We start from the raw sequence: 25740 nt of genomic DNA, 5'->3' as shown, positions 1-25740 counted from the left end.
GGTTTCTTTTTGGGAAAATCGCGCAGGCGTGACACGGTTTGAACCGCCTGACACGCAGGTCGGCACCACTTTTCTGTTACATTGAATTGCTACGCGAGGCGTCAACCGGGTGTGCGCCCGGCCCATCGGATCCACGTTCCGGACCGACCGTTCAGAGCAGACGTCCAGACCTCCAGAAAGGGATCAATTGCCGCCATGTACGACCTTGTCCTGACCTTGCATGACATCGCCCTCCTCATCGCCGCCGGGGCCGCCCTCGCCCTGGCCGCCCATCTCGGCTACAGCCTGAAGCGGCCCGACCTCGGCCTCTGGCCCGCTTCTGAGGGCTGGCGCCACCACCTGGCCTTTGGCCTGTTCCGGATCTTCTGCGGCGCCACCGTGGTGTTTGCGCTTGCCGAAATCGGCGTCAACGGCTGGGGCCACTGGCTGCGCTATGTGGTGGGCTTGCCGATCATGGTGGTGGCCTTTGGCATCACCCTCTGGGGCTACCGCTTCCTGGGGCTGGACAACACCTATTGCGACAGCGGCGGGCTGGTCACAGGCGGCATGTATGAATATTCCCGCAACCCGCAGTATGTGACCTCGGTGCTGGCGACCATCGGCCTCGGCATCACCACCGGCTCCTGGCTGACCGTCGCGCTGGCGCTGGTGCTGTTTGCGCTCTATTTCCTGTTTGTGCTGAACGAGGAACGCTGGCTGATGAAAGGCTACGGCCAGGCCTTTGCCGACTACATGCGCTCAACACCGCGCTTTGTTGACGAACGCAGCCTGGAGCGCCTGCGCGCCGCGCTCTGACGCCCCCCTCTGAGGCCCTTCCTCTGAGGCCCTTTCAGAGGCGACGCGCCCAGGCGCCATATCCCGGGACAGATTGGCCCTGCCGCGTCCACCGCGTGCAGGGCCTTTTTATGCCAGCTTTGCGCCTGCAGGCGACCGCGCCCGCGATAAAACCGCTCACCATTGCGGCTCTGGCGTATCGACACACGAGTTTCCCTTGCCCTCCCCGGCATCTTCAGGCACCAATCCTGCGATTGTGCGCAAGACGCATCCCGAGATTGACCGACGGGCCGCCTGACAGACGCCACCACGCCCGCGCCGAGACTGACAAGACAAGGACTGACACCTATGACCAACGGCCTGCAGGACATGAACGCAAAACCCACCGAGACGATCTCGGTCCGCGAGGTCTTTGGCATCGACACCGACATGACGGTGAAGGGCTTCGCCGAGGGCTCCGACCGGGTGCCAGCCATGGATTCGACCTACAAGTTCGACCCCGACACCACGCTGGCGATCCTTGCAGGCTTCAGCCACAACCGCCGTGTGATGATCCAGGGCTACCACGGCACCGGCAAATCCACCCATATCGAACAGGTCGCGGCGCGCCTGAACTGGCCCTCCGTGCGGGTCAACCTCGACAGCCACATCTCCCGGATCGACCTCATCGGCAAGGACGCGATCAAGCTGCGCGACGGCAAGCAGGTCACCGAGTTCCACGAGGGCATCCTGCCCTGGGCCCTGCGCAACCCGGTGGCGATCGTGTTCGACGAATATGACGCCGGCCGCGCCGACGTGATGTTCGTGATCCAGCGGGTGCTGGAACATGACGGCAAGCTGACGCTGCTGGACCAGAACGAGATCATCACCCCGAACCCGTTCTTCCGCCTGTTTGCGACCGCCAATACCGTGGGCCTCGGCGACACCACCGGGCTCTATCACGGCACTCAGCAGATCAACCAGGCCCAGATGGACCGCTGGTCGCTGGTGGCAACGCTGAACTACCTCAGCCATGATGCGGAAACCGCGATCGTGCTGTCGAAGGCGCCGCATTACAACACCGCCGAGGGCCGTCAGCAGATCGCCCGCATGGTGACCGTTGCCGACCTGACCCGCACCGCCTTCATGAACGGAGACCTCTCCACCGTGATGTCGCCGCGGACGGTGATCAACTGGGCCCAGAACGCCGAGATCTTCCGCGACGTGGGCTATGCCTTCCGCCTGTCCTTCCTCAACAAATGCGACGAGTTGGAACGCCAGACCGTGGCGGAGTTCTATCAGCGCTGCTTTGACGAAGAACTGCCCGAAAGTGCTGCAAACGTCAGCCTTGGCTAAGGAGCGGGGATCGGACGGCTTCGCCGTCCGACCGGTGCCGAGGCCCCCTCGACGGGGGCCTCGGCACCCCGCCCCCGGCGGGGCGGGGACGGTCATTTTTCAAATGACTGGACAGCGCCGCGCAAAGGACGAATGCTTGCCCCGTAGGAGCACCGGTTCATGAGCAAACCAAACGACAACCCGGCAGATCCGTTCAAGAAGGCCCTCGCCGAGGCCACCAAGGTGATGGCCGATGACACCGAACTGACGGTGAACTACTCGGTCGACCCCTCGGGCATAAGCGGCGACACCATGCGCCTGCCGCAGGTCTCGCGCCGGATGACCCGCGAGGAAGTACTGCTGGCCCGTGGCACCGCCGACGCACTTGCCCTGCGCCGCAAATACCATGACGAGAGCGTCGCCAGCCGCTATGCCCCCTCCGGCGACATGGCGCGCGAACTTTATGACGCGATGGAAAGCGCCCGTTGCGAGGCCGTGGGCGCCCGTGACATGCCCGGCACCGCCTCCAACATCGACGTCAAGATCAAGACCGAAGCGCTGCGGCGCGGCTACGATCAGGTGACCTCCGCTTCTGAGGCGCCACTGGCAGTCTCCGCCGGCTACCTGATCCGCCACCTCGCCACCGGCAGACCCCTGCCTGAGGCCGCCGCCAACGTGATGGATCTGTGGCGCGGCTTTATCGAGGCACAGGCCGGCGAAACGCTGGAAAACCTCGATGAAACGATTGCCGATCAGGCCGCTTTTGCCAAATTCGCCCGGCGGGTGATCTCCGATCTCGGCTATGGTGACCAGCTGGGCGACGACCCGGATGATCTCGATGACGAGATGAACGACGAGTCCGAGGAGACCGCCGAGGAAGAGGAACAGCCTGACAGCTCCGGTCAGGACGACAGTGACGAGGAAGAGGCCGACGCCTCCCCCGAGCAGGCGCAGGAACAGCAGCAGGACGAGAGCCAGGCGCAGGTTTCCGCCGACGACATGGCCGAGGAAGAGGTCACCGACGAGACCGAGATGCCCGACGGCGAGGCCCCGCTGGAGCCGCCCGCGCCGCAGCCGGTCTCGGATGCTGACCCGGATTACCGGGTCTTCCTGGACGCCCATGACGAGGAAATCGCCGCCGAAGACCTCGCCGAACCGCAGGAGCTGGAACGGCTGCGCGCCTATCTCGACCAGCAGCTGGAGCCGCTGAAAGGCGCGGTCTCGCGTCTCGCCAACAAGCTGCAGCGGCGCCTTCAGGCACAGCAGAACCGCTCCTGGGAGTTCGACAAGGAAGAAGGCGTTCTGGACGCGGGCCGACTGGCGCGCGTGGTGGCCAACCCCACGACGCCGCTGTCGTTCAAGGTCGAGAAGGACACCGAATTCCGCGATACCGTGGTGACGCTGCTGCTGGACAACTCCGGCTCGATGCGCGGTCGCCCGATCTCCATCGCCGCGATCTGCGCCGACGTTCTGGCCCGCACGCTGGAGCGCTGTAATGTCAAGGTGGAAATCCTCGGCTTCACCACCAAGGCCTGGAAAGGCGGCTTGTCGCGCGAGGCTTGGCTCAACGACGGTCGCCCGCAGCTGCCCGGGCGCCTGAACGACCTGCGCCACATCATCTACAAGAGCGCCGATGCGCCCTGGCGCCGGGTGCGCCCGAACCTTGGTCTGATGATGAAGGAAGGCCTCCTGAAGGAGAACATCGACGGCGAGGCACTGGAATGGGCCCATCGCCGCATGGCGGGCCGTCCCGAGGCGCGCAAGATCCTGATGGTGATCTCCGATGGCGCGCCGGTGGATGATTCCACGCTCTCGGTGAACCCGGCCAACTATCTTGAGAAACACCTGCGCGACGTGATCGCCATGGTGGAGAAGAAAAAGCAGGTGGAACTGCTGGCGATCGGCATCGGCCATGACGTGACCCGCTATTATGACCGCGCGGTGACGATCACCGATGTGGAGCAGCTGGCCGGTGCCATGACCGAACAGCTGGCCGCGCTGTTTGACAGCGACCCGCGCGCCCGTGCCCGCGTTATGGGCATGCGCAAGGTCAGCTGACATCGCCTGCGGCGGGCGCAGGGCTCCCGCCCCTTTGCCCCGCATCACAGATGCGAGCCAAAGCCTTGGGCCCGGCCGCGCGCCTTGCAGCGCGCGGCGCCCGCACTCCCATGCGACCGTCGCGCATCGGCGCAATCAAAGCGCAACCGCGCCGCGCCTCCCCTCAGGAGGCGCGGCGCCCGGCCCAACGAGCGTACAGGGTCCTACAAGGGACCCTGGGCAACGGGCGGGAGCGACCCGACGCTCCGCGGTCATCACGTCACATGGGCTTGTCTGCGCAGACGTGATCTGTAACAAAACAACTCCCGGTCACCGCGCGCCGTAACCCGGCCCCCGCAGCGGCAGCACCGATGCCCCACATTCTTGCCTGCAGCCCGCCTTTCGGGTCCGGGCTCCGCATTCAGGAGAGAGAGATGTTCCAGACCTTCGACGTCACCGCACGCCCCGAGCAAGGCCCGGACCGGCTTGCAGCCCTGCGCGCGGAGCTGGACAAAGACGGCTATGACGGCTTCCTGATCCCCCGCGCCGATGCCCATCAGGGCGAATATGTCGCCCCGCGCGACGAACGCCTGTCGTGGCTCACCGGCTTTACCGGCTCAGCGGGCTTCTGCGCCGCGCTGCATGACAGTGCCGGCGTCTTCATCGACGGGCGCTACCGCACCCAGGTGAAGCGGCAGGTGGCCGATGTCTATACCCCCGTGCCCTGGCCCGAGGTCACGCTGGGCGACTGGCTGGTGGAGCAGCTGCCCGAGGGCGGCACCCTCGCCTATGACCCCTGGCTGCACGCCGCGCGCGAAATCCGCGAACTGACGACACGGCTCAAGGGCAGTGGCATCACGCTGGTGGAGACGGATAATCTGGTGGATCGCATCTGGGCCGATCAGCCCGCGCCGCCGATGCAGCCCGCCACCGCGCACCCCGAGGACATTGCCGGCGAAAGCGCCGCCGCCAAAGCCGCGCGGCTGGCCGAAGGCCTGCGCAAGGGCGGCCAGTCCGCCGCCGTCATCACCCTGCCCGACAGCATCATGTGGCTCTTGAACATCCGCGGCGCCGACATCCCGCGCAACCCGGTGGCGCATGGCTTTGCCATCCTGCACAGCGACGGGCGCGTGGACCTCTTCATGGAAGCGCAAAAACTCAGCGGCCTCGACCTCGGTGCCCATGTCACCTGCCACGCGCCTGAGGGATTTGCCGATGCGGTCGCGGGCCTCAACGGACAGGTCGCGGTGGACGAGCGCAGCCTGCCGCAAGCGCTTGCCAACCTCCTCGAGGGGCGCATGGCCATGACCGGCGATCCCTGCGCTCTGCCCAAGGCGCGCAAGAACGCCGCCGAGATCGCCGGCAGCGCCGCCGCCCATCTGCGTGATGGCGCCGCCGTGGTGGAGACCCTCGCCTGGCTCGACTCGCAGCCCCCCGGCAACATCACCGAAATCGACGTGGTCAAAACCCTCGAAGGCTTCCGCGCCGCTGATCCGAGCTTGCGCGACATCAGCTTCGAGACCATCTCCGGCACCGGGCCCAATGGCGCGATGATGCACTACCGGGTCACCGAGGAGACCAACACGACGCTGCAGGACGGCCACCTGCTGGTGCTCGACAGCGGTGGGCAGTATCTCGACGGCACCACCGACATCACCCGCACCATCGCCATCGGCACCCCGGGGCGCGACGAGGCCGAAGCCTTCACCCGCGTGCTGCAGGGCATGATCGCCATCTCCCGCCTGCGCTGGCCCGAGGGGCGGTCAGGGCGCGAGCTGGAGGCGATCGGCCGCCTGCCCCTGTGGATGGCCGGTCAGGACTTCAACCACGGGCTTGGCCACGGCGTCGGCGCCTATCTCAGCGTGCATGAGGGCCCGCAGGGGCTGTCGCGGCTCAATACCGTGCCGCTGGAGCCCGGCATGATCCTGTCGAACGAGCCCGGTTACTACCGCGAGGGCGCCTTTGGCATCCGGATCGAAAATCTCCTGGTGGTCGAGGACGCTGCCCCCCTTGACACCAGCGACGCAGACCGCAAGATGCACGCGTGGCGCACATTGACCTTTGCGCCCATCGACCACCGATTGGTGGTGCCCGAGATGCTGTCAACGGGTGAGCGCGACTGGCTCAATAGCTATCACGCAGACGTATACCGCAACATCGCACCGCGCCTCAGCGCAACTGCGGCCAAGTGGTTGGAGACGGCCTGTGCGCCGCTCTGATATTCGACTGTTACATTGACCGGGCAGAAGCCTTACCAAAGCTAGAAGGAGGGGGAACCCGATGAGCAAGATCACGATCCGCAAAGCGACAGGCAGATGGGTTGTCCGTTCGGGCGGCGCCGTTCTGGGCGAGACCTCGAACGCACTGGAACTGAGCGAGGGCGATCTGGCCCCGGTGATTTACTTCCCCCGGGAAGATATCGCCATGGCCTTCCTCGACAAATCCGACAAGACAACCCATTGCCCGCACAAGGGCGACGCGAGCTACTATTCCATCGTCAACAAATCCTCTGTGACCGAAAACGCGGTCTGGAGCTATGAGGCCCCTCTGGAGGCCGTGACCGAGATCAAAGGTCACCTGGCGTTCCTGCATCTCGACTCTGTCAAAGTTGAACAGGTCTGAAATCGCAGAGATCCCCCTCAATAGACTGATACTGTGATTGAAATTGGAATGGTACAAACCATACCAATTCACAAGAAACAGGATATAGAAAGCCGGGCAATTGCGTCCGGCTTTTTTGCAACACTCCTGGGTTTTCTCAGTCCCCGGACGCTCCGTATTCCATTTTCGTGAATAAAACAGCAGGTCGCAGACCGCAGTTCTGCACTCCCCGTTTCCGGAGACACATTCGCGGAACGCATGATCTGACCACAGTTGAGATGGTCCGAGACTTACGCTGAAAGCACCGCTGCGCTCAGACTTCGACGCAGGTCATCGGCCCCGTCCCTCCCAATGCTAGACTGGGAATCGCAAGTTGTTTCAACAACATAGTCTATGAGGGCGGTTAGTGCCGCCCGCTCATTTTCCTGCTCTTTGGTTGTCCCGAAGGACGCGACCTCTGCGAGGTCATCTGCCCAAGCACGCATTATTTTCGTCCACCCGATGCCTGCCATTGTTAATCTTTTAGTAATATTAAGTGCCCGGATTAACCTTTGTTATCAAGTATAAAATGCGGACGGGTTCAAACCTAGAATTGGCTTATTGCATATCAGCGAAATTTGACGCTGCGTTTGCGAAAATTTATTATGAGAAATTGATGCGCAGGGTCGCGTGGTCATGCCGGCTGCGCACGAACCGCAACAGAACCACACTCACCTCAGCGGCATGTTCCATCCCTGAACCCTGCTTGCGTATTGACGCCGCTTTGGCATCCTCGACATTCAAATGCGCGGCACCGAGCCGATTGGAATGTACCGATGAGCATGTGCCCGAATGTCAAAGCAAAGGGCCATTGCGCGATCGCCGCGTCAGACCCGAATTGCCGCGTCAGCGATGCTCTTCTGCAGAAATCGCCACCAGAGCCCGGTTATAGGCCTTCAACGCGTCCAGATGATGGATCACCCCGATCAGCGTCAGCTGCGGCTCCCCGGTCTCTTCTGACCGCTCCTCTTCCTCCACCACCGGGATGAACTCCACCCCTGCCCGGTCAAAGATCGGCAGCGCCGCCTCCAGCGTCGCCAGGGGGCTGATTGCAATGCCTTCATCCATCAGCGCCTGCGCGCTCTCCGGGTCGGATGCCGACAGCGGTCGCATCACCTTGCCCACCAGCAGGGTGCCAAGCAGATAGGCCTGAGGGCCCGCCGAACAGCGCAGGTTGCGTTTTTCCAGCTGGGTCAGGAAGAAAGACCGATCCACCAGACGCGAGGCCAGCGCCGTGGACATGGAAACGGAGACCATCACGGCCAAACCGATCTGCCAGTCGCCTGTCAGCTCAAACACGATCAGCGTGGTGGAAATCGGCGCGCCCAGAACCGCTGCGGCCACTGCCCCCATTCCGGCAAACGCATAGAGCGTATGTGTCCCGGAGACATCGGGCAGCGTGGCGGTGGCGATGATCCCGAAGGCCAGCCCGGTCAACGCGCCCACCATCAGCGACGGAGAGAACACGCCGCCGCCCATGCGTCCGCCCATGGTGATGGACACTGCCGCAGCCTTCACGATGGTAAAGAGGATCGCCTGGCTCAACAGCAGCTGGCCCGACAGCGCCAGAACGGTGGTTTCGTAACCAACCCCGATAATATGGGGAAACCAGATCGCAATGAGCCCAAGCAGGAAACCCGCCGCCGCAGGTCGCAGCCAACGCGGCACGCCAAGCGCACTCTGCACCGCCGTTCCCAGCCGGTCTGCCAGAAAGATCGAATGCATCAGCAGCACGGCCACCACGCCGCAAATCACCCCGAGGATCAGAAATGCGGGCAGCTCAACATAGAACTGCAGCGCGCCGGGCGTGGTCAGCACAAATTCTGTCACATCGCCGTATTCCAGCCGGTTGATCACCGTGCCCGCCACCGAGGCCACCACGATGGGCGCAAAGGTGTTGACCGAGAAGTGCCGCAGCACCACCTCCATGGCAAACAAGGCCCCGGCGATCGGCGCGTTGAAGCTGGCTGAAACCGCTGCAGCCACCGCACAGCCCAGCAGATCCCGCCCCGTGACCCCATCAGCGCGAATACGGTCGCTCACCCAGGTGGAGATCATGCCGGCGATATGGACCACCGGCCCCTCACGTCCGGAAGACCCCCCGGTAGAGAGCGTCAGAAAGGAGGCGCAGGCCGATGCAAGACCTTCGCGGATTTCCACCCGCCCGTCGCGCAGCGCGGCGCCCTCGATGACATCGGCAACAGACCGCACGCGACCATCCGGCGTGAACCGATGCAGGATCACCCCCACCGCAAGCCCGCCCAATACCGGCACGAGCAACAGCAGATACCAGGGCAAGGTCGCCGCAAAACTGTGAAGGTAGTCAAGGTCTTCGGCGCCGTAGACAGCGCCTTGCAGTGCTGTGATCCCCTTGCGGAAGAACAGGGCGGCAAAACCGGCAAGCACACCAATCACCAATGCGATCAGCCAGAACTGCAGCTGGCTCGGTCCGCGATGCAGCAGCACACGCCGTGCGTCCTTCAGCGTCGCCCGTGTCTGGGCGAGATATGAGGACAGGGCCGTGCTTTGCAATCGCGGCATTGGGGTTCTCCGATCAATTCACCGATAAATCAGTCGCGCGGGACCCAATAACTTTAGCAAACAGTTCTATCCGTGCGGTAAATCTTTAATCGCCTTGCAACAGCGCCTTGGCGGCGGCGCGTGCCTCCGGTGTGATCCTGTCGCCCGACACCATGCGGGCGATCTCATCCACGCGGTCATCAGCGCTCAGCGGCACCACCTGTGACAGGGTTACGCCATCCTCGACGGACTTCTGCACCCGCCAGTGATGTGCGCCCTGCGCGGCAACCTGTGGCGAATGGGTCACCACCAGCACCTGACTGCCATCGGCCAGCGCCTTGAGGCGGCGGCCAACCGCATCTGCCGTGGCGCCACCGACGCCGCGGTCGATCTCGTCGAAAATCAGCGTCTTGGCCGAATCCTCACCGCGCAGGCAGACCTTCAGCGCCAGCAGGAACCGGCTCAGCTCACCGCCCGACGCGATCTTGTTCAGCGGTCCAGCAGGCGCGCCGGGGTTGGTCGCCACGGTAAAGGCCACCGCATCCACGCCCTCTGGTCCTGCCTCGGCCGGGGTGATGAGGGTCTCGAACACCGCGCGTTCCATTTTCAGTGGCGCCAGCTCCGCCATCACGGCTGCATCCAGCGTGGCGGCGCTGTCCCGGCGTTTGGCCGACAGCCGATCTGCTGCCGTGGCATAGGTTGCCTCTGCCGATTTCAGCGCCAGTTCCTGATCGGCCAGGTTCTGATCGCCTGCGTCCAGCGCCTGCAACTTTTCACGCAGCACATCGGCGTAGTCGGCCAGATCATCGGGCTGCACATTATGCTTGCGCGCCAGGGCGCGGATCGCAAACAGACGCTCCTCGCAATCCTCCAGATCGCCGGGATTGAACTCCAGCCCCTCAAGGACGCGTTCCACACCGTCCTGCGCCTCGCCCAGCTCTATCATCGCGCGGCTCAGGGCTGCCAGCGGCGCGTCCAGCGCCTCGCCCGCATCTCCGGCCACCGCCTCCAGCCAGCGCTGCGCTTCGCCCATGGTGCCCTCGGCCCCCTCGGACAGCAGGCTATGCGCACGGGCAATGTCGCCGCGAATACGTTCAGCCGCCTGCATCTGACGACGACGCGCATCGAGGCTCTCATCCTCGCCCGGCTCCGGGTTCAACTGGTCAAGCTCGCCCACAGAATGGCGCAGGAATTCCTCTTCCGCCCGCACCGCCTCAAGTGCTGCACGGGTTTCCTCGACCCGTTTGCGCGCCTTTGCCGTCGCGGTCCAGGCTGTACGGACCTCGCCGACCAAGGCGTCGACACCGGCGAACTCATCCAGCATGGCCCTGTGGCCACGCGGGTTCAGCAGCCCTCGGTCATCATGTTGTCCGTGTAATTCCAGCAGAGTGTCCGACAGCGCCCGCAGCACCTCGCCCGAGCAGCGCCGGTCATTGACCCAGGCCGTCTTGCGCCCGTCAGCGGTGTTCACCCGGCGCAGCAGCAGACTGTCCGAGACAGGCAGCCCCGCCTCTTCCAGCACGGCACGGGCGGCGTGGCCCTCGGGCAGATCAAATTCCGCCACCACCTCGCCTTGATCCGCACCCTGACGCACCAGCGCAGCACGCCCCCGCCAGCCGAGAACAAAGCCCAGTGAATCGAGCAGAATCGATTTGCCTGCCCCGGTTTCGCCGGTCAGAACATTGAGACCTGACTGGAACGTAAGCTCCAGATGGTCGATGATCAGTAAGTCGCGAATATCAAGCGCGCGCAGCATCAAGATGCCCCGTAAATGCCGTCAGAGCCAATCGCCCTTGACCGTTTGACGATAGATCTTGGCAAGCCAGTTGTTGCCGCGATCCTTCAGCTTCAGCCCCTGCGATGTCAGCAGCTTGAAACTGTCCTCATACCATTCGGTCGAACGGAAGTTGTGACCGAGGATGGCCCCCGCAGACTGTGCCTCATCCGTAAGGCCCAGCGATAGATAAGATTCGACCAGACGATGCAGCGCCTCGGCCGTGTGTGATGTGGTCTGGAAGTCCTCGACCACGACGCGGAACCGGTTGATCGCCGCAGTATAGTGCTGACGCTTCAGGTAATACCGCCCGATTTCCATCTCCTTACCCGCCAGGTGGTCAAAGGCGAGGTCGAATTTCAAGATCGCAGAGGTGGCATATTCGCTGTCAGGATAGACCTCGATCACGGTCCGCAGCGATTGCAGCGCCTGGAAGGTCAGCCCCTGATCGCGGCCCACTTCGTCAATCTGGTCATAGTAGCTCAGGGCCAGCAGATACTGCGCATAGGCTGCATCTTCTTCCGTTGGGTAGAAATCAATGTAGCGCTGCGCCGCCGAGCGGCTGTTCTCGTAGTCCTCGGCCTGATGGTATGTGAAGGCCTGCATGATCAGCGACTGCTTCGCCCATTCGGAATAGGGGTAAAGACGCTCAACCTCGGAGAAATAATAGGCTGCATCCCCTTCGCGATCACGCGCCAGCTCAAACTCACCGCGCTCATAGATCTGTTCCGGAGTATAAACTTCCAGGTTCTGAGAAGATTGCCGGGCGTCGCCATCTGCACCGCCACATGCGGCGAGAGTCGCCATCAGTGCGACCGCTCCGATCCCTTTGGCTGCTGCCCTGATGCCGATCATTCCTGCCTCACTTCACCGTCTTGTTCTACAACCCGCAGGTCGCATCCTCTGCCTGCGCACTGGCGCGGCCCGGACTGTCCATGTCAAACATGACGCCCGGCGTCGCCACGGTCTAGCACATTCATATGATGTGCAAAACGCCTTTCACGCTGCTCCCGTTCAATTGGCAGAGAAAGCTTGCGAGGGTCAAGTCTGCATGCCGCGCTGCACCCCCGCAATCCGCCTGAAATCCGGTGATCCCCACAGAAGCCCCCGCACATAGAAAAACGGCCGGCGACAGGCCGACCGTTAATGCGATTGTAAAGACATGCCCGCAGGCTTAGGCGACGCGGCGCACCTGAGCGGGGATTTCGGACCAGACCAGCCCCTGCCCCGGCAAACGTGCAGTCATGACCGGATCACAGGTGACCTCGGCAACCGCGCCGGGCTCGTTGAACAAGGCGCGCAACAGGGTGTTGGTCATCGAATGGCCCGCACGCTCGCCCACGTAGTGGCCAAAGATCGGCAGACCGGCCAGCGCCAGATCGCCAAGCGCGTCAAGCATCTTGTGGCGCACAGGTTCATCCGAATGGCGCAGACCGGATCCCGCATGCACGACAGGACCGTCGAACACCACCGCGTTTTCACCCGGCACGCCGCCCAGAGCCAGACCATTGGCCTGCATCTCCTCGACATCGACGCGGCGGCAGAACGTGCGGCTGTCGCACAGCTCGCGCGCGAAGGTGCCGTTGCGCAGGTCCAGTTCACGGCTCTGATGGCCGATGCCCTCTTCGGCGAATTCGATATCAAAGGAAATCTTCAGGCGGTCACACGGCAGCAGGGTTGCCCGTGCGTCCTTCGTTTCGACCATCACCGGCTTGAGCACTTTCCAGGCGCGCACTGGCGCGTGCAGGCGCTGAATGCCGGTGGCCATGATTTCACGCACGAACTGAGCGGACGACCCGTCCATGATCGGCACTTCCGGTCCGTCGATCTCCACCCGCGCGTTGTGCACACCACAGCCGGCCAGCGCCGCCATGATGTGTTCGACAGTGGAGACGGAAACACCGGCAGCATTCACCAGACGCGTGCAAAGCGCCGTGCGCTCCACCATATCCCAGCGCGCCGGGATGACGGTGTTGCCCAGGGCAATGTCGGTCCGTTTGAAGGTCACACCATGCTGCGCTGCGGCGGGAAGCACGACCATCTTGGCCGGCTTGCCGGAGTGCAGGCCGATGCCGTCAAACGTAACTGCTGCTTTGAGCGTGTTCTGCACAGGGTGCCTCATGGGTTGTTCGGGTCGCACTGACCATCTCGCCGGTACACCTAAGCGCTCCATGCCTGCGCCTCAACTCAATCTTTGCAACCAAATGAAACATGAATATTACAGTTCGGCAGAACATCGCCACGGCCATGTTAAACCACTGTATTTGAAATAAAAAAGGCCGCCAACTGGCGGCCTTTTCATCGTTTTCCGTGAGTAATTAGTTGGCTTGACGACGCAGGAATGCGGGAATTTCGATGCGTTCCTGATCTTCATCATGCGGCTGCTCGGCCTGTTGCGGCTGCGCGGACTGCATGCTCGGTTGCGTCCGTTGTGCGGCCTGCGGACGGTTCTGCGTGGTTTCCTGCGGGTGGCCGGTCATCCGGTTGATCAGGGAGTTCAGGCCAAACCGGCGCTGCTCCTGCGGATCCGTAGCCGGGCGCTGCTGCTGCGCTGCGGCAGGTTGCTGCTGATGCTGCTGAGCCTTCTGCTGGCCGCTCTGATGACGCTGCGCCGCCTCGCGCAGACGCACGATGGCATCCTGCGAAGGAGCACCCGGAGCCGGAGCGCGCGGCGCGACAAAGCCCTCGGCCTGGGTCGTGGCAGGCTGTTGCTGTGCAGGTTGCGGCTGAGCCATCTGCTGGTGCTGCTGCGGCGCAGGCTGCTGAGCGACGCGTTGTTGCTGCACCTGTTGCGGCTGCACTTGCGGCTGCGGGCGGTATGCCGGCGGCGGCAGGCCGTCATTGGCGTCGGCGCTCTCGTTCACGTCTTCGATCAGCTCGTCGTTCTGCGCCTGGGCTGCCGCACGGTCATTGTCAAACTCGGAGAACAGCGAAGGCTCCTGCCCGGTGGCCGCATCTGCTGCGACAGCCGGAGCGGCTTCCATAGGCTCTTTCAGTTCCAGCGGCGCGCGACGGTTGTCCTCGACGCTGACGGTCTTGGTCAGCGGCGCGGACATCGGACGGCGCGGCACCGGAACGTCATGGGCGTCTTCGGTGGCATCGATACCGGTTGCAACCACGGAGACGCGCATCTTGCCTTCCATCGCCGTGTCCAGCGTGGAGCCGACGATGATGTTGGCGTCCGGATCGACCTCTTCGCGGATGCGGTTTGCTGCTTCGTCCAGTTCGAACAGGGTCAGGTCATGCGCGCCGGTGATGTTGATCAGAACACCCTTGGCGCCGCGCAGGGAGATTTCGTCCAGCAGCGGGTTCGCTATGGCTTTCTCGGCGGCCTGGATGGCGCGATCTTCGCCTTCGGCCTCGCCGGTGCCCATCATCGCCTTACCCATCTCGTCCATCACGGCGCGCACGTCCGCAAAGTCGAGGTTGATGAGACCCGGACGGACCATCAGATCGGTCACACCCTTCACACCCTGATACAGGACGTCATCCGCAAGCGAGAACGCTTCGGTGAAGGTGGTCTTTTCATTGGCCAGACGGAACAGGTTCTGGTTCGGAATGATGATCAGCGTGTCCACGACCTTCTGGAGGTTTTCGACACCCTCCTCGGCCTGGCGCATCCGCTTGGCACCTTCGAACTGGAAGGGTTTGGTCACAACGCCAACGGTCAACACGCCAAGCTCACGCGCGGCCTGCGCGATGATCGGTGCCGCACCGGTGCCGGTGCCGCCGCCCATGCCAGCGGTGATAAAGCACATGTGCGCACCCGCAAGGTGATCCACGATCTGTTCGATGCTCTCTTCCGCAGCGGCGGACCCGACCGAGGCACGCGCGCCGGCACCCAGACCTTCGGTCACTTTCACACCCAGCTGCACCCGGCTCTTGGCCGCGTTCTGCTGCAACGCTTGCGCGTCGGTGTTGGCCACAACAAAATCCACACCCTCGAGCTCTTTGGCGATCATATTGTTGACGGCATTGCCGCCCGCGCCGCCGACACCGAATACGGTGATCTTGGGGCTCAGCTCTTCTTGTCCGGGCATCGAAAGGTTCAGGGTCATGCTTTTTCCGCCTGTGTTTTAGCCCTCCCGCAAGGGCGTCGATTGTCACTCTTCTGCCTTAATCCTATCGCGATGCAGGAGTCTCGTCATCCCCAAAAGCGCATTCACCCACAAAATATGGGCCAAATGGTGGGGGACTTTGCCGAATATCGCCATTCAGGCGAAATATGGTGGTATGCAGAGGGTCGATACATAAACACAATCCCTCCGCGCCTGCCAGAACAGGCACGCCAGACCGATCTTGATATGATTGCGAACCCCTGCTCGGCCTCGCACATCGCTGATTTCAGCGTATTGGGACGATTTTTAACGCAAGTGAAGACCCCTGTCACGGGGTATGTGGAAAAACTGTGGGTAACCGGTGGATAAGATCCCTCGAAACGGCGCAGATCGGCAAAGCTTTGCCGAGCGCCGCGCGCATTACCAGTTGTCTTTGAACCAACGCACGACGCGGCGCATCGATCCGCCCGCCATCCGGTCCACCGGCGCGTCGAAATCCCACCATTCGTCCTGCGGATGAGCCGCGAACAGGCACATGCCGACGGCAGAGGCGAATCCCGGTCCGGTCACCGCCTGCGGCAGGCCATGCACCCGCATCGGGCGACCCAGACGCACCTGCTGGCCCAGAATGCGGCTCGCCAGACCGTCCAGTCCGAGGATCTGACTTGAGCCGCCGGTCAGCACGATCTGCTGGCTCGGCAGATGATCGAACCCGGCTGCATCCAACCGCACCCGCACCTCCTCCAGGATCTCCTCGACCCGGGGGCGCATGATGCCGATCAGCTCCGCCCGGCTGACGGTGCGGCGGTCGCGCTCCCAGTCGCCGGTCTCGCCACCGATGTCGATCATGTCGCGATCATCCGCGCCCGTGGCATGCACGCCGCCGGACATGGTCTTGATCCGCTCAGCGGTGGCCACCGGCACCCCCAGCCCCATCGAGATGTCGCTGGTGATATGGTCGCCGCCCATGCGCACCGCATCGGCATAGATCATGTGCTTCTTCATAAAGACAGAGATCGAGGTGGTTCCGCCGCCCATGTCGACGCAGGCCGCGCCCAGCTCCTGCTCGTCCTCTACCAGCGCCGAGACGCCAGAGACATAGGCCGAAGAGGCAATCCCCGCCAGTTCCAGATCGCAGCGCTGCACGCAGCGCACCAGGTTCTGGATCGTGGCGGCCTCCACCGTCAGCATATGCATGTCGACCGACAGTGCCTGCCCCATCTGGCCGCGCGGGTCCTCAAGACCGGAACGGTTATCAAGCGCGAAATTCACCGGCTGCGCATGCAGCACCTCACGTCCGGCGCCATATTCCGGCACCTCGCAGGCGGCCAGAACGCGGGCGATCTCGTTTTCCGTGACCTCCTGGCCTTCCAGCTCCACCGTGGCGTCCAGCCCGTAGGAGCGCGGCGTCGCACCGGCGAAACAGGCAATCACGTGATCCACCCGCACCTCGGCCATCTTCTGCGCCGCCTGCACAGCGGTGCGGATGGCCCGTTCGGTTTCCTGCATGGCGGAAATCTCGCCGAACTGCACACCGCGCGACCGCGTCGTTGCAGCGCCGATGACGCGAAATCCCGACTGACCGGCCAGCGAGCCGATGGAATTGTCCTCGCTCAGCCGTCCGATACCATCGAACCGCAGCACCAGACAGGAGATCTTGGAACTGCCCACATCCAGAATGGCCACCACACCGCGCTGCATGGCCTGGCGGCGCATCTGCCGCATCGCACGTTGGGATTGATACAGGTCTGTCATATCAATAAGAGCTCTCGTTCAATTGGCGAATGCGCCACCAGTCCTCAACGGCTGGTGCGTTCATCCGCACGGTCAGACGGGTCGGCAGGCGCAAGTCCACGATCGCCACATCCCGTTCCAATAGGTCCTTCACTTCGCTGACAGCGATCACACGCTCCAACGCCGCAACCGGGCGTTCAACCGGCAACTGAATGCGCTGGCCACGGTCCAGCACCACATCCCAGCGCCGCTCCCCCACACGGACAATGCCGCGCAGGCGTTCACCCAGGGGACGCGCGGCTGCGAACAGCTTTAGCGCCTCCACGGCAGCCCGGTCCGCGCCCCTGCCCGCAATCAACGGCAGGTTGGGATGCAACCCGCGCTGGCCCAGCTCGGCGACAAAAGCGCCCGTTTCATCCAGCAGAGCCAGCCCGTCGCGGCTGCGCCAGACGATGGCGGGCTGACGCTCCACCACATCCACCTGCAGAATGCCGCCGGGACGAATGCGCACGGCTGCGGTTTTCACCGGGTCCAGCCCGACGATCAGATCGCGAATGGCCGCAAGGTCCAGATCAAACGAGCTGAGCGGCAGATCCAGCGAGGTTACCTCGCGGATGTCCGTCGCCACACTCTCCCCTGCGCCGTCGATGGCCATCACGTTGACCATGAACTCGGGCCGCGTCTCAAAGGCCGCGCGGGCCTCGGTATAAAGTCCGACCAGATGGTCGCGCCGCGCTTCGCTCGCCAGGTAGCCCCCGGCAGCAGCCAGCACCGCGCAGACCGGAAGCCCTACGCGCAGCCCCATGCGGATACCCGGCGTCAGCATCCAGCGCTGAACACGATACTTCAGACGCGACGGTGCCGGATCGGCCTTGTTCTCGGCCGCATGTGCTTTGGACCTGCGTGATGTCAGCGCTCGCATGAGGCATCCTCCACCAGCCAGGCACACAGCTGGCCAAAGCTCAGACCGCAATGCTGCGCCTGCTCAGGTGTCAGCGAGGTTGGCGTCATGCCCGGCTGCGTGTTGGTTTCAAGCAGGATCAGCCCGTCGGTGCCACGCGCCTCATCCCAGCGGAAATCGGTGCGCGACAGGCCCCGGCAGCCCAGCACGTCATGCGCGCGGATCGCATAATCGAGACACAGCTGGGTGATCTCTTCGGGAACCTCGGCGGGCAACACGTGGCGCGAGCCACCGGCGGCATATTTCGCCTCGTAGTCATACCAGCCATCGGTGATGATATCCGTCACGCAAAGCGCCCGCTCTCCCATCACCGTGACCGTCAACTCGCGCCCCGGTGCATAGGTCTCCACCATCACCTGCGCGGGCATTTCCTGGGACAGCTGCGGCGGGCTGTTGGCCGCCTCATGCACGATATAGATCCCGACAGAGGAGCCTTCGTTGTTGGGCTTCACCACATAGGGCGGCGCGATCACATGGCGCGCCATCACCTCGTCCTTGGCGGCGATCACGCTGTCCACCACCGGCAGACCGGCGGTGCGATAGGTCGCCTTGGAGCGTTCCTTGTCCATCGCCAACGCCGAGGCCAGCACACCGGAGTGCGTATAGGGAATGCGCATCCATTCCAGAATGCCCTGCACACAGCCGTCCTCGCCCCAACGGCCATGCAGCGCGTTGAAAACCACATCCGGCTTGATGTCCTGCAGTTGCGCCACAAGGTCCGGGCCTGCATCGACCTCGACCACCTCGTAGCCTTCTCTCCTCAGTGCGCCGGCGCATTCACGCCCCGTGGACAGAGACACCTCCCGCTCGGCGGAGGGGCCACCCATCAACATCGCAACCTTCGGGAGTGTTCTGCTCGCTCCACCCACGATCACTGCCTCAATTTCTACCGGGCATTGTTGCCCTTTATAATTATTCCGGTGCCGGTTTTCCGGCTCCCGCAAAGACCTCAGCCTTCAACACCATGGGACCTGCATCCCGATGGCAACATCACACCTGCGCGCCCCGTGACAGGGCCAAAACACAAAGGCTGTTCACCAAGCTTCCCGCATGTTCGGGACTTCAGTATCTGCGCTTGCGCAAACCTGACGGGACGCAAATTGGCCGCACCGGGTCAGGTTATTGAAATCGCTGAATTTTCCTGGATCACACTCGCTTGGGATCGCCTATACGCATGATTTCCCACTTTAGCCAAATGCCGGAGTCCGCGTAAACCTTTTTTCGCACATTTTCGCCCAACTGTTCCAAATCTGCGGCGGTTGCGCCACCGGTGTTAATCATGAAGTTGGAATGCTTCTCACTCATCTGCGCCCCGCCAAGGGTCGCGCCACGCAGGCCGGCGTTGTCGATCACCTTCCAGGCCTTGAGGTCCATCACGTCATCGGCCTTGCCGGTCGAGGAAAATCCTGCCGGATTGCGGAATGTCGATCCCGCCGAACGCTCTTTGGTGGGCTGGCTTTCGTCGCGCTTGCGCAGCTGCTCCTCCATGCGCGCCGCCAGCGCTTCGGGCTCGCCCGCAGGTCCGCGCAGGGTGGCCGACACCAGAACGGCACCCTCCAGCAGGTCGGTCTGGCGATACTCGAACTGCAGATCTTCCGCCGTCAGGGTCTTTACGCTGCCATCCCGCAGCACCACCTGAGCCGAGACAAAGACATCCGCTACATAAGCGCCATAGCAGCCCGCGTTCATCCGCACCGCACCGCCGATACTGCCGGGAATGGTGCGCAGAAAGGTCAGATCGACACCCGCCTCTGCGGCCTTGCGCGCCACATGGCCGTCCAGCGCCGCCGCGCCTGCGGTCACGGTGTCGCCTTCGACCTCAATCGCGTTGAAACCGCGCCCCAGCCGGATCACCACCGCCCGCAAGCCACCATCCCGCACGATCAGGTTCGACCCCACGCCCATGGGGAAAACCTCCACATCCGCTGGCAGATCCCGCAGGAAATCCTGCAAGTCCTGTAGATCGGCGGGCTGGAACAGATAATCCGCAGGCCCGCCCACACGCAGCCATGTGAGGTCACAGAGGTCTCGGTTCGGCGTCAGGCGCCCGCGCACGGCTGGAAGATCGGTCATCACGGCTCACTTCTGGTTTCAACGCGGGTTTAGGCCATGCCCGCGCGAAGGAAAACCCCAGAGCCCACTCCACCTGCCGTTTGCGCGTGTTTCGCCGCCTTTGGATCTGCGCCGCATAGCGCGTGTCGAGGACCGTAGACCAGACGGCCTCCGCCTATCCGCGCCGCACACCGCGCAGCCAGCGCACCAGATAGATCACCGGCCAGCGCAGGATCGACATGCCTGCCACCAGCATCGCCAGCCCCCACCAGGGGCCGTTCTCATAGGTCACATAGCCCAGGAGCGGAATGCCAATGGCAATCAGCACATAGGCACGGGACCAGTGGTTGTCCTTTGACGGGATCATCGCCAGCAGGTTGGCCAGCACCACCCAGAGACAGGCCAGGATCAGGGAGGTGTTCATGGGCGTGGCCCTCCGGTCTCGCGCCCAACAGCAGCGCGACGCAGCAAGGCGGAGAGCGGCTTGCGAAACATCGACAGCAGCGCAAACAGGCCAAAGCCCGCCGCCAGCAGGCCGAAATCACGATAAAGCAGCCAGATCAACAGCGGCGCCACCAAGAGCAGCAGCAGTCCCGGCGGACGCTGATAGCGCAGTGGCAGGAACGCCACCACGCTGGCGCAGAGCACCCAGACCAAGGCGGCAAGGAGCGAGAGCGACATCATGCGTCCCTCCCCTCTGCCACCACGGCCCCGAGTGCGCGCCGCCTCATCCCTGCAGCCTTTCGGGAAGCCCGTTCGCCCAGGCGGAAATCGTACCAGCGCCGAGGCAGACAACCATGTCGCCGGGGCGGGCTTGTTCGCGCACCAGCCGCAGCAGGTCGTCTTCGTTGAGGATCGCGCGCGCATGGCGGTGACCATGGCGGATCAGCCCCGCCACCAGATCGTCGCGGCCCGCGCCTTCGATGGGGTCTTCACCGGCGGCGAAGACTTCGGCGATGGCGACCACATCGGCGTCATTGAAACAGGCGCAGAAATCATCGAACAGGCTCGACAGGCGCGAATACCGGTGGGGCTGATGCACCGCGATGACACGGCCCTCACCCTCACTGCCGATGGCCTGACGTGCGGCCTTCAACACGGCGGCAATCTCCACCGGGTGGTGGCCGTAGTCGTCGATGATGGTGACGCCGTCGACTTCGCCCACCTTGGTGAAGCGCCGGTTCACGCCGCCAAAGGCCGCCAGCGCCGTGCGAATCTCATCGAGCTTCATGCCCAGATGACGACACACCGCCACTGCCGACAGCGCGTTGGAGACGTTGTGATCGCCCGGCATCGGCAAGGTGCAACCTTCGATCTTCTGCCCTTCGGCCTGCAGCAGCACGTCGAAATGCGCCACCCCGCCTTTGTAGGTCAAGTTCACCGCACGCACGTCCGCTTGCGCGTTAAAGCCATAGGTCACCACGCGGCGGTCGGAAATCCGCCCCACCAGCGCCTGCACCTCGGCGTGGTCGGTGCAGCAGACCGCAAGGCCATAGAAGGGGATGTTGGAGACAAACTCATAAAACCCGTCGCGCAGGCGATCAAAGTCGCCCCAATGCTCCATATGCTCGGGGTCGATATTGGTCACCACGGCGATGGTGGCGGGCAGCCGGTTGAAGGTGCCGTCGCTCTCGTCGGCCTCGACCACCATCCACTCGCCCTGCCCCATCCGCGCGTTGGAGCCATAGGCATGGATAATGCCGCCGTTGACCACGGTGGGATCAAAGCCCCCCGCGACCATCAGCTCGGCCATCATGGTGGTGGTGGTGGTCTTGCCGTGGGTGCCGCCGATGGCGATGTTGGACTTGAGCCGCATCAGCTCCGCCAGCATCTCGGCCCGGCGCACCACCGGCAGGCCCCGCGCGCGGGCCTCGTCCAGCTCGGCATTGCCGGGCTTGATGGCGGAGGAAATCACCACCACCTCGGCGTTTTCCAGGTTCTCGGCCCGCTGGCCCTCAAACACGGTCGCCCCGAGGGTCTCCAGCCGCTGGGTGATCTTGGAGGACTTCAGATCCGAGCCCTGCACCACATAGCCAAGGTTCAACAGCACTTCGGCGATGCCGGACATGCCGATGCCACCGATACCGACAAAATGGATCGGGCCGACGTCGCCGGGCAGTTTGGTGGCAGGGGTCATGGGGCAGCTTCCTCGGACAAGTGTTCAACAAGCGCCACGAGACGGTCCGTGGCATCGGGTATTCCGGCGTTCATCGCCGCATTGGCCATCTGGGTGGCCCCTTGCGGATGGGTCAGAACAGCGGCGATCTGCTCTGCAAGGCTGTTGCTGTCAAGGGCGCTTTCGGGGATGCGGATGGCACCTCCGGCCTCAACCAGCCCGCGCGCATTGGCGGTCTGGTGATCGCCAGCGGCCGAGGCCAGCGGGATCAGGATCGAGGGCCGCCCGATGACGGAAATATCGGCAATCGACGACGCGCCCGAGCGCGATATCACCAGCTGCGCCTCGGAAATGCGCGACGGCACATCGGTAAAGAACGGCTGCACGTCCGCATCAATACCATTGTCGGCATAGACCTTGGCCACCCGCGCCTCATCCTCGCCGCGCGCCTGGTGGCTGATCCGCATATGCTGGCGCAGCTCGGGTGGCAGGGCGAGGATCGCTTCGGGCACCACGTCGGACAGGATGCGCGCGCCCTGGCTGCCGCCGATCACCAGGATCGACATCGGGTAATCCCCGGGCGGGATATAGGGCGCACCCTGACGTTCCAGAACCGCGCCGCGCACCGGATTGCCCACATGCACGCCCTGCGCGCCGTCCGGCAGGTCCGTGGGCCAGACACCGCAGGCCACCTGCGCCACGCGCGTGGCAAACTTGCGGTTCACCTTGCCCAGCACGCCGTTCTGTTCGTGGATCATCCGGGGCAGGCCCAACAGCGTCGCCGCTCCCAGCGCCGGGATCGACGGGTAGCCGCCAAAGCCCACCACCGCATCGGGACGGTCGCGCCTCATGTCCAGTGCCATCTGCGCCACGCCCGACAGGATCTTCGGCCCCACCAGCGCCTTGGCCAGCAGCCCGCCACGGGCAAATGTGGCCGAAGGCACCTCGGAGATTTCGGTCGAATGGGGAAAGCCGCCGGTGTAGCGCGCGCCGCGCGCATCGGTGGAGAGCTTCACCCGCCAGCCCTTGCGCAACATCGCCTCTGCCAGCGCCTGCGCGGGGAACATATGCCCCCCGGTGCCGCCCGCCGCCATCAGGAGCAGTTTCTGTGTCATCTCGTGCCTGCCTTCGCGTTCTTATCCGTTGACCGGCCCACCTCTCTTATCCGCGCCCACGTCCGCGCAATGCGTCCGCGATTTCGCCCTGAGGTCGGGACCGGGTGAAGGCCAGGAGCATACCCATTGCGATGCCGCCTGCAATCAGGGAGGAGCCACCATAGCTCACGAACGGCAAAGTCATGCCTTTCGCGGGAAGAAGCCGCACCGCAACCCCCATGTTGATCATCGCCTGAACACCAAAGGAGCAGGCCAGACCGGCCCCCGCCAGACGGATGAATGTATCCCGCTCGCGCATCAGGCGGAACAACGACCGCACGACGATCATGGCGTAGAGGAAGATAATGATCGACACGAGCACCAGCCCGTATTCCTCGGCCGCCACGGCAATGATGAAATCGGTATGCGCATCCGGCAGGGACCATTTCACCTGCCCCTCACCGACGCCAACACCAAACAGGCCGCCCTCGCGAATGGCGTTGGTGGCATAGCCCAGCTGCGTGGTCGGATCGAGATCCGGGCTCAGGAAGCCATCAATACGACGGGCAAAGTGTTCGGAGTTGGAATAGGCGATAACGCCGCCAAAAATCACCACAGCCGCCATGCCCACCAGCAGCAGCATCGGCGCCCCGGCGACGAAATACATCACGCCCCAGCCAAAGAGGATCAGACAGGCCTGACCAAAGTCCGGCTGCATCACCAGCAGCATCACCACCGACAGACACAGGCCAAAGGACAGCAGCGTGCCCGGCGGGCCATAGATCTGATGGCTCGCCGCGATCATCCAGGCGGCCAGCACGATGAAGCCCGGCTTCAGGAATTCCGACGGTTGCAGCGAGGCAAACCCAAGGCTGTACCAGCGCACAGCCCCTTTGCCGAAATCGGTGCCGAAGATCGGCAGCAAGGCCATCGCGACAAAGGCACAGACAAATCCGATCACAGCCAGCCGTCGCACCAGTGTCGGGGACATCATCGAGGTCAGCACCATCGCCACCAGCGCGGTACAGCCAAAGAAGGCCTGACGTTGCACGTAGTGGAAATTGTCAAACCCGTTGCGGGCCGCCAGCGGCACCGAGGCCGCCAGGCCCAGCAGAAGCCCGACAATGAACAATGTGACCACAAAGGTCATCGTCCACTTGTCCAGTGTTCGCCACCATTTGGGAAGAATCGGCTCCCCTTCTTGCGCGGGGAGCGCGCCATAGACCATCTCAGTCATGGGTTCACTGCCTTGATTGGGCGCTGAAATCAGCGCCGGTTTTGCCTCGAAAATGTCCCATTTGCGGGACTTATTACATAAAGTGTAACCTGATAACGCTGCGCAGGCCAGTCACTTCCTCCCCGATCATACGGGAAATTACCGCAGTTCGGCCCCGTAGCGACCACAATTGCCCGCAGCGGCGATGCTTGCGCGGACACAGCTTTCGTGGTCGATGCGGCTCATGCAGATCAAGACCCTGATTCTCGGCGCCGGCGCAGCTGGCATGATGTGTGCGGCTCATGCGGGCGGCGATTGTCTGGTGGTGGATCACGCCAAGAACCCGGGCGAGAAAATCCGCATCTCTGGCGGCGGGCGCTGCAACTTCACCAATATGTATGCCACGCCCGAGAACTACATCTCGCAGAACCCGCATTTCTGCAAATCGGCCATGGCCCGCTACACCCAGTGGGATTTCATCGACCTGGTCACCCGCCACGGCATCGCCTGGCACGAAAAAACCCTCGGGCAGCTGTTTTGCGATGACTCGGCCCGCCAAATCGTTGCCATGCTGGTGAAGGAACTGCGCGATGCGGGCGCGGATCTGTGGCTGCAAACCTCGGTGGTGGATGTGCGCCACGGCGCCGGTGGATACACCGTGCGGTTGGAGCGCGAGGGCAAACCGATCACCGTCACCGCGCAGAACCTGGTGCTGGCCACCGGCGGCAAATCAATCCCCAAGATGGGCGCCACCGGGCTGGCCTATGACATCGCACAGCAATTCGGCCTGCCGGTGCTGGACACCCGCCCCGGCCTCGTGCCCTTTACCTTTGGCGCGGAGCGGTTCAAGCCGCTGGCCGGCGTCGCCCTGCCCGCGCGGCTGTCGAACGCGCGCACCAGCTTTGACGAGGCGCTGCTGTTCACCCATCGTGGCCTGTCGGGCCCGGCGGTGCTGCAGATCTCCAGCTACTGGCACGAAGGCGAGGAAATCACCGCGCATCTGCTGCCCGACTTCGACCTGTTCAGCGCCCTGCGCGACCAGCGTCAGCAAAGCGGGCGCAAGGATCTGACCACCGAGCTTGCGCGCCACCTGCCTGCCCGCCTGGTCGAAGACCTCGCCGCCGATGGCAGCCTAAAGGGACGCCTTGCAGATCAGTCCGACGCCGCCTTGCAGGCGCTGTGCGACCGGCTGCACAACTGGCGCCTGAAACCGACAGGAACCGAAGGCTACCGCACCGCCGAAGTGACCCTTGGCGGGATCGACACCGACGCGCTCTCCTCGCGCACGATGGAGGCCAAGGCCCAGCCCGGCCTCTATGCGATCGGCGAGGCGGTGGATGTCACCGGCTGGCTCGGCGGCTACAACTTCCAATGGGCCTGGGCCTCCGGTTTTGCCGCGGGACAGGCCATCGCCACCAGCGCCTGATGCGCGCCCTGACACCGGCACTGC

General features: G+C 63.6%; 21 protein-coding genes. 7 read left to right on the top strand and 14 right to left on the bottom strand.

From position 1 onward, the window contains the following. Window positions 1–195: 195 nt before the first annotated feature. The 5 genes from R0J92_RS09370 (at window position 196) to R0J92_RS09350 (ending at window position 6747) form a co-directional block, all read left to right on the top strand. The gene (locus tag R0J92_RS09370) at window positions 196–795 is read left to right on the top strand and encodes a methyltransferase family protein (RefSeq protein WP_106163331.1); all 600 of its coding nucleotides are present in this window, start codon (window positions 196–198) and stop codon (window positions 793–795) included. A 327-nt stretch (window positions 796–1122) separates the two neighbouring features. Then, a complete protein-coding gene (gene cobS / locus R0J92_RS09365) occupies window positions 1123–2109 on the top strand; it encodes a cobaltochelatase subunit CobS (RefSeq protein WP_106163330.1) in 987 nt (328 codons plus the stop codon). Between the two features lie 159 nt (window positions 2110–2268). Then, window positions 2269–4146 carry a cobaltochelatase subunit CobT gene (gene cobT / locus R0J92_RS09360; RefSeq protein WP_411051481.1) on the top strand — a complete coding sequence of 626 codons (1878 nt, stop codon included), beginning with the start codon at window positions 2269–2271 and terminating at the stop codon, window positions 4144–4146. 413 nt (window positions 4147–4559) lie between these two features. Beyond that, a complete protein-coding gene (locus R0J92_RS09355) occupies window positions 4560–6344 on the top strand; it encodes an aminopeptidase P family protein (protein WP_411051480.1) in 1785 nt (594 codons plus the stop codon). A gap of 61 nt (window positions 6345–6405) precedes the next feature. Then, window positions 6406–6747, top strand: coding sequence for a DUF427 domain-containing protein (locus R0J92_RS09350; protein WP_317385726.1), 342 nt, complete (start codon window positions 6406–6408; stop codon window positions 6745–6747). A gap of 864 nt (window positions 6748–7611) precedes the next feature. On the opposite strand, the gene R0J92_RS09345 is transcribed toward R0J92_RS09350, so the two are convergent. The 5 genes from R0J92_RS09345 to ftsZ form a co-directional block, all read right to left on the bottom strand. After that, entirely contained in the window at window positions 7612–9306 is a 1695-nt protein-coding gene (locus tag R0J92_RS09345; RefSeq protein ID WP_411051479.1) for a chloride channel protein, read from the bottom strand. 85 nt (window positions 9307–9391) lie between these two features. After that, window positions 9392–11041 (bottom strand): DNA repair protein RecN, encoded by a 1650-nt coding sequence (gene recN / locus R0J92_RS09340; RefSeq protein ID WP_106163325.1) that lies wholly within the window; start codon window positions 11039–11041, stop codon window positions 9392–9394. Between the two features lie 21 nt (window positions 11042–11062). Then, window positions 11063–11914 (bottom strand): outer membrane protein assembly factor BamD, encoded by an 852-nt coding sequence (locus tag R0J92_RS09335; protein ID WP_106163324.1) that lies wholly within the window; start codon window positions 11912–11914, stop codon window positions 11063–11065. A gap of 319 nt (window positions 11915–12233) precedes the next feature. Next, entirely contained in the window at window positions 12234–13181 is a 948-nt protein-coding gene (gene lpxC, locus R0J92_RS09330) for a UDP-3-O-acyl-N-acetylglucosamine deacetylase (protein ID WP_317385724.1), read from the bottom strand. A gap of 196 nt (window positions 13182–13377) precedes the next feature. Then, window positions 13378–15117 carry a cell division protein FtsZ gene (ftsZ, locus tag R0J92_RS09325; RefSeq protein ID WP_411051478.1) on the bottom strand — a complete coding sequence of 580 codons (1740 nt, stop codon included), beginning with the start codon at window positions 15115–15117 and terminating at the stop codon, window positions 13378–13380. A 42-nt stretch (window positions 15118–15159) separates the two neighbouring features. On the opposite strand from ftsZ, the gene R0J92_RS09320 reads away from it, so the two are divergent. After that, window positions 15160–15486, top strand: coding sequence for a hypothetical protein (locus R0J92_RS09320; protein ID WP_411051477.1), 327 nt, complete (start codon window positions 15160–15162; stop codon window positions 15484–15486). Window positions 15487–15537: 51 nt separating this feature from the next. On the opposite strand, the gene ftsA is transcribed toward R0J92_RS09320, so the two are convergent. From ftsA to ftsW, 9 genes are all read right to left on the bottom strand, one after another. Beyond that, window positions 15538–16872: a cell division protein FtsA gene (gene ftsA, locus R0J92_RS09315; RefSeq protein WP_106163321.1), complete on the bottom strand. Its 1335-nt coding sequence runs from the start codon at window positions 16870–16872 to the stop codon at window positions 15538–15540. Between the two features lies 1 nt (window position 16873). Then, window positions 16874–17773 (bottom strand): cell division protein FtsQ/DivIB, encoded by a 900-nt coding sequence (locus tag R0J92_RS09310; RefSeq protein ID WP_106163320.1) that lies wholly within the window; start codon window positions 17771–17773, stop codon window positions 16874–16876. Then, a complete protein-coding gene (locus R0J92_RS09305; RefSeq protein ID WP_411051594.1) occupies window positions 17761–18645 on the bottom strand; it encodes a D-alanine--D-alanine ligase in 885 nt (294 codons plus the stop codon). Before R0J92_RS09305 ends, R0J92_RS09310 begins: the two co-directional genes overlap by 13 nt. A gap of 313 nt (window positions 18646–18958) precedes the next feature. Continuing rightward, entirely contained in the window at window positions 18959–19885 is a 927-nt protein-coding gene (gene murB, locus R0J92_RS09300; RefSeq protein WP_411051476.1) for a UDP-N-acetylmuramate dehydrogenase, read from the bottom strand. A 154-nt stretch (window positions 19886–20039) separates the two neighbouring features. Further along, window positions 20040–20288: a DUF2484 family protein gene (locus R0J92_RS09295; RefSeq protein WP_106163318.1), complete on the bottom strand. Its 249-nt coding sequence runs from the start codon at window positions 20286–20288 to the stop codon at window positions 20040–20042. Then, window positions 20285–20548 (bottom strand): DUF2484 family protein, encoded by a 264-nt coding sequence (locus tag R0J92_RS09290; RefSeq protein ID WP_411051475.1) that lies wholly within the window; start codon window positions 20546–20548, stop codon window positions 20285–20287. Before R0J92_RS09290 ends, R0J92_RS09295 begins: the two co-directional genes overlap by 4 nt. 43 nt (window positions 20549–20591) lie before the next feature. Beyond that, on the bottom strand, window positions 20592–22001 hold the full coding sequence (murC, locus tag R0J92_RS09285; RefSeq protein ID WP_106163316.1) for a UDP-N-acetylmuramate--L-alanine ligase: 1410 nt from the start codon (window positions 21999–22001) through the stop codon (window positions 20592–20594). Next, the gene (locus tag R0J92_RS09280; RefSeq protein WP_317385718.1) at window positions 21998–23095 is read right to left on the bottom strand and encodes a UDP-N-acetylglucosamine--N-acetylmuramyl-(pentapeptide) pyrophosphoryl-undecaprenol N-acetylglucosamine transferase; all 1098 of its coding nucleotides are present in this window, start codon (window positions 23093–23095) and stop codon (window positions 21998–22000) included. Before R0J92_RS09280 ends, murC begins: the two co-directional genes overlap by 4 nt. A 46-nt stretch (window positions 23096–23141) precedes the next feature. Further along, window positions 23142–24311, bottom strand: coding sequence for a putative lipid II flippase FtsW (gene ftsW / locus R0J92_RS09275; RefSeq protein WP_106163314.1), 1170 nt, complete (start codon window positions 24309–24311; stop codon window positions 23142–23144). A 223-nt stretch (window positions 24312–24534) separates the two neighbouring features. Between ftsW and R0J92_RS09270 the strand changes: the two genes are divergently transcribed. Continuing rightward, the gene (locus R0J92_RS09270) at window positions 24535–25716 is read left to right on the top strand and encodes an NAD(P)/FAD-dependent oxidoreductase (RefSeq protein ID WP_411051474.1); all 1182 of its coding nucleotides are present in this window, start codon (window positions 24535–24537) and stop codon (window positions 25714–25716) included. Window positions 25717–25740 lie beyond the last annotated feature (24 nt).

This window comes from Tritonibacter sp. SIMBA_163 (genome assembly GCF_046535935.1).
Lineage (GTDB): Bacteria > Pseudomonadota > Alphaproteobacteria > Rhodobacterales > Rhodobacteraceae > Epibacterium > Epibacterium scottomollicae.
Note: the sequence above shows the minus strand (reverse complement) of the source record. Positions and strands in the feature narration are given on the sequence as shown.

Bases quoted from the DNA above. Each gene is read 5' to 3' on its own strand.
- ftsW (WP_106163314.1), bottom strand. From the start codon at position 24,311: ATGACTGAGATGGTCTATGGCGCGCTCCCCGCGCAAGAAGGGGAGCCG.
- R0J92_RS09310 (WP_106163320.1), bottom strand. From the start codon at position 17,773: ATGCGAGCGCTGACATCACGCAGGTCCAAAGCACATGCGGCCGAGAAC.
- R0J92_RS09345 (WP_411051479.1), bottom strand. From the start codon at position 9,306: ATGCCGCGATTGCAAAGCACGGCCCTGTCCTCATATCTCGCCCAGACA.
- recN (WP_106163325.1), bottom strand. From the start codon at position 11,041: ATGCTGCGCGCGCTTGATATTCGCGACTTACTGATCATCGACCATCTG.
- R0J92_RS09350 (WP_317385726.1), top strand. From the start codon at position 6,406: ATGAGCAAGATCACGATCCGCAAAGCGACAGGCAGATGGGTTGTCCGT.
- R0J92_RS09280 (WP_317385718.1), bottom strand. From the start codon at position 23,095: ATGACACAGAAACTGCTCCTGATGGCGGCGGGCGGCACCGGGGGGCAT.
- R0J92_RS09270 (WP_411051474.1), top strand. From the start codon at position 24,535: ATGCAGATCAAGACCCTGATTCTCGGCGCCGGCGCAGCTGGCATGATG.
- cobT (WP_411051481.1), top strand. From the start codon at position 2,269: ATGAGCAAACCAAACGACAACCCGGCAGATCCGTTCAAGAAGGCCCTC.
- lpxC (WP_317385724.1), bottom strand. From the start codon at position 13,181: ATGAGGCACCCTGTGCAGAACACGCTCAAAGCAGCAGTTACGTTTGAC.
- murB (WP_411051476.1), bottom strand. From the start codon at position 19,885: ATGACCGATCTTCCAGCCGTGCGCGGGCGCCTGACGCCGAACCGAGAC.
- R0J92_RS09355 (WP_411051480.1), top strand. From the start codon at position 4,560: ATGTTCCAGACCTTCGACGTCACCGCACGCCCCGAGCAAGGCCCGGAC.
- ftsA (WP_106163321.1), bottom strand. From the start codon at position 16,872: ATGACAGACCTGTATCAATCCCAACGTGCGATGCGGCAGATGCGCCGC.
- R0J92_RS09335 (WP_106163324.1), bottom strand. From the start codon at position 11,914: ATGATCGGCATCAGGGCAGCAGCCAAAGGGATCGGAGCGGTCGCACTG.
- R0J92_RS09290 (WP_411051475.1), bottom strand. From the start codon at position 20,548: ATGATGTCGCTCTCGCTCCTTGCCGCCTTGGTCTGGGTGCTCTGCGCC.
- murC (WP_106163316.1), bottom strand. From the start codon at position 22,001: ATGACCCCTGCCACCAAACTGCCCGGCGACGTCGGCCCGATCCATTTT.
- R0J92_RS09370 (WP_106163331.1), top strand. From the start codon at position 196: ATGTACGACCTTGTCCTGACCTTGCATGACATCGCCCTCCTCATCGCC.
- cobS (WP_106163330.1), top strand. From the start codon at position 1,123: ATGACCAACGGCCTGCAGGACATGAACGCAAAACCCACCGAGACGATC.
- R0J92_RS09295 (WP_106163318.1), bottom strand. From the start codon at position 20,288: ATGAACACCTCCCTGATCCTGGCCTGTCTCTGGGTGGTGCTGGCCAAC.
- R0J92_RS09305 (WP_411051594.1), bottom strand. From the start codon at position 18,645: ATGTTGATGGGTGGCCCCTCCGCCGAGCGGGAGGTGTCTCTGTCCACG.
- ftsZ (WP_411051478.1), bottom strand. From the start codon at position 15,117: ATGACCCTGAACCTTTCGATGCCCGGACAAGAAGAGCTGAGCCCCAAG.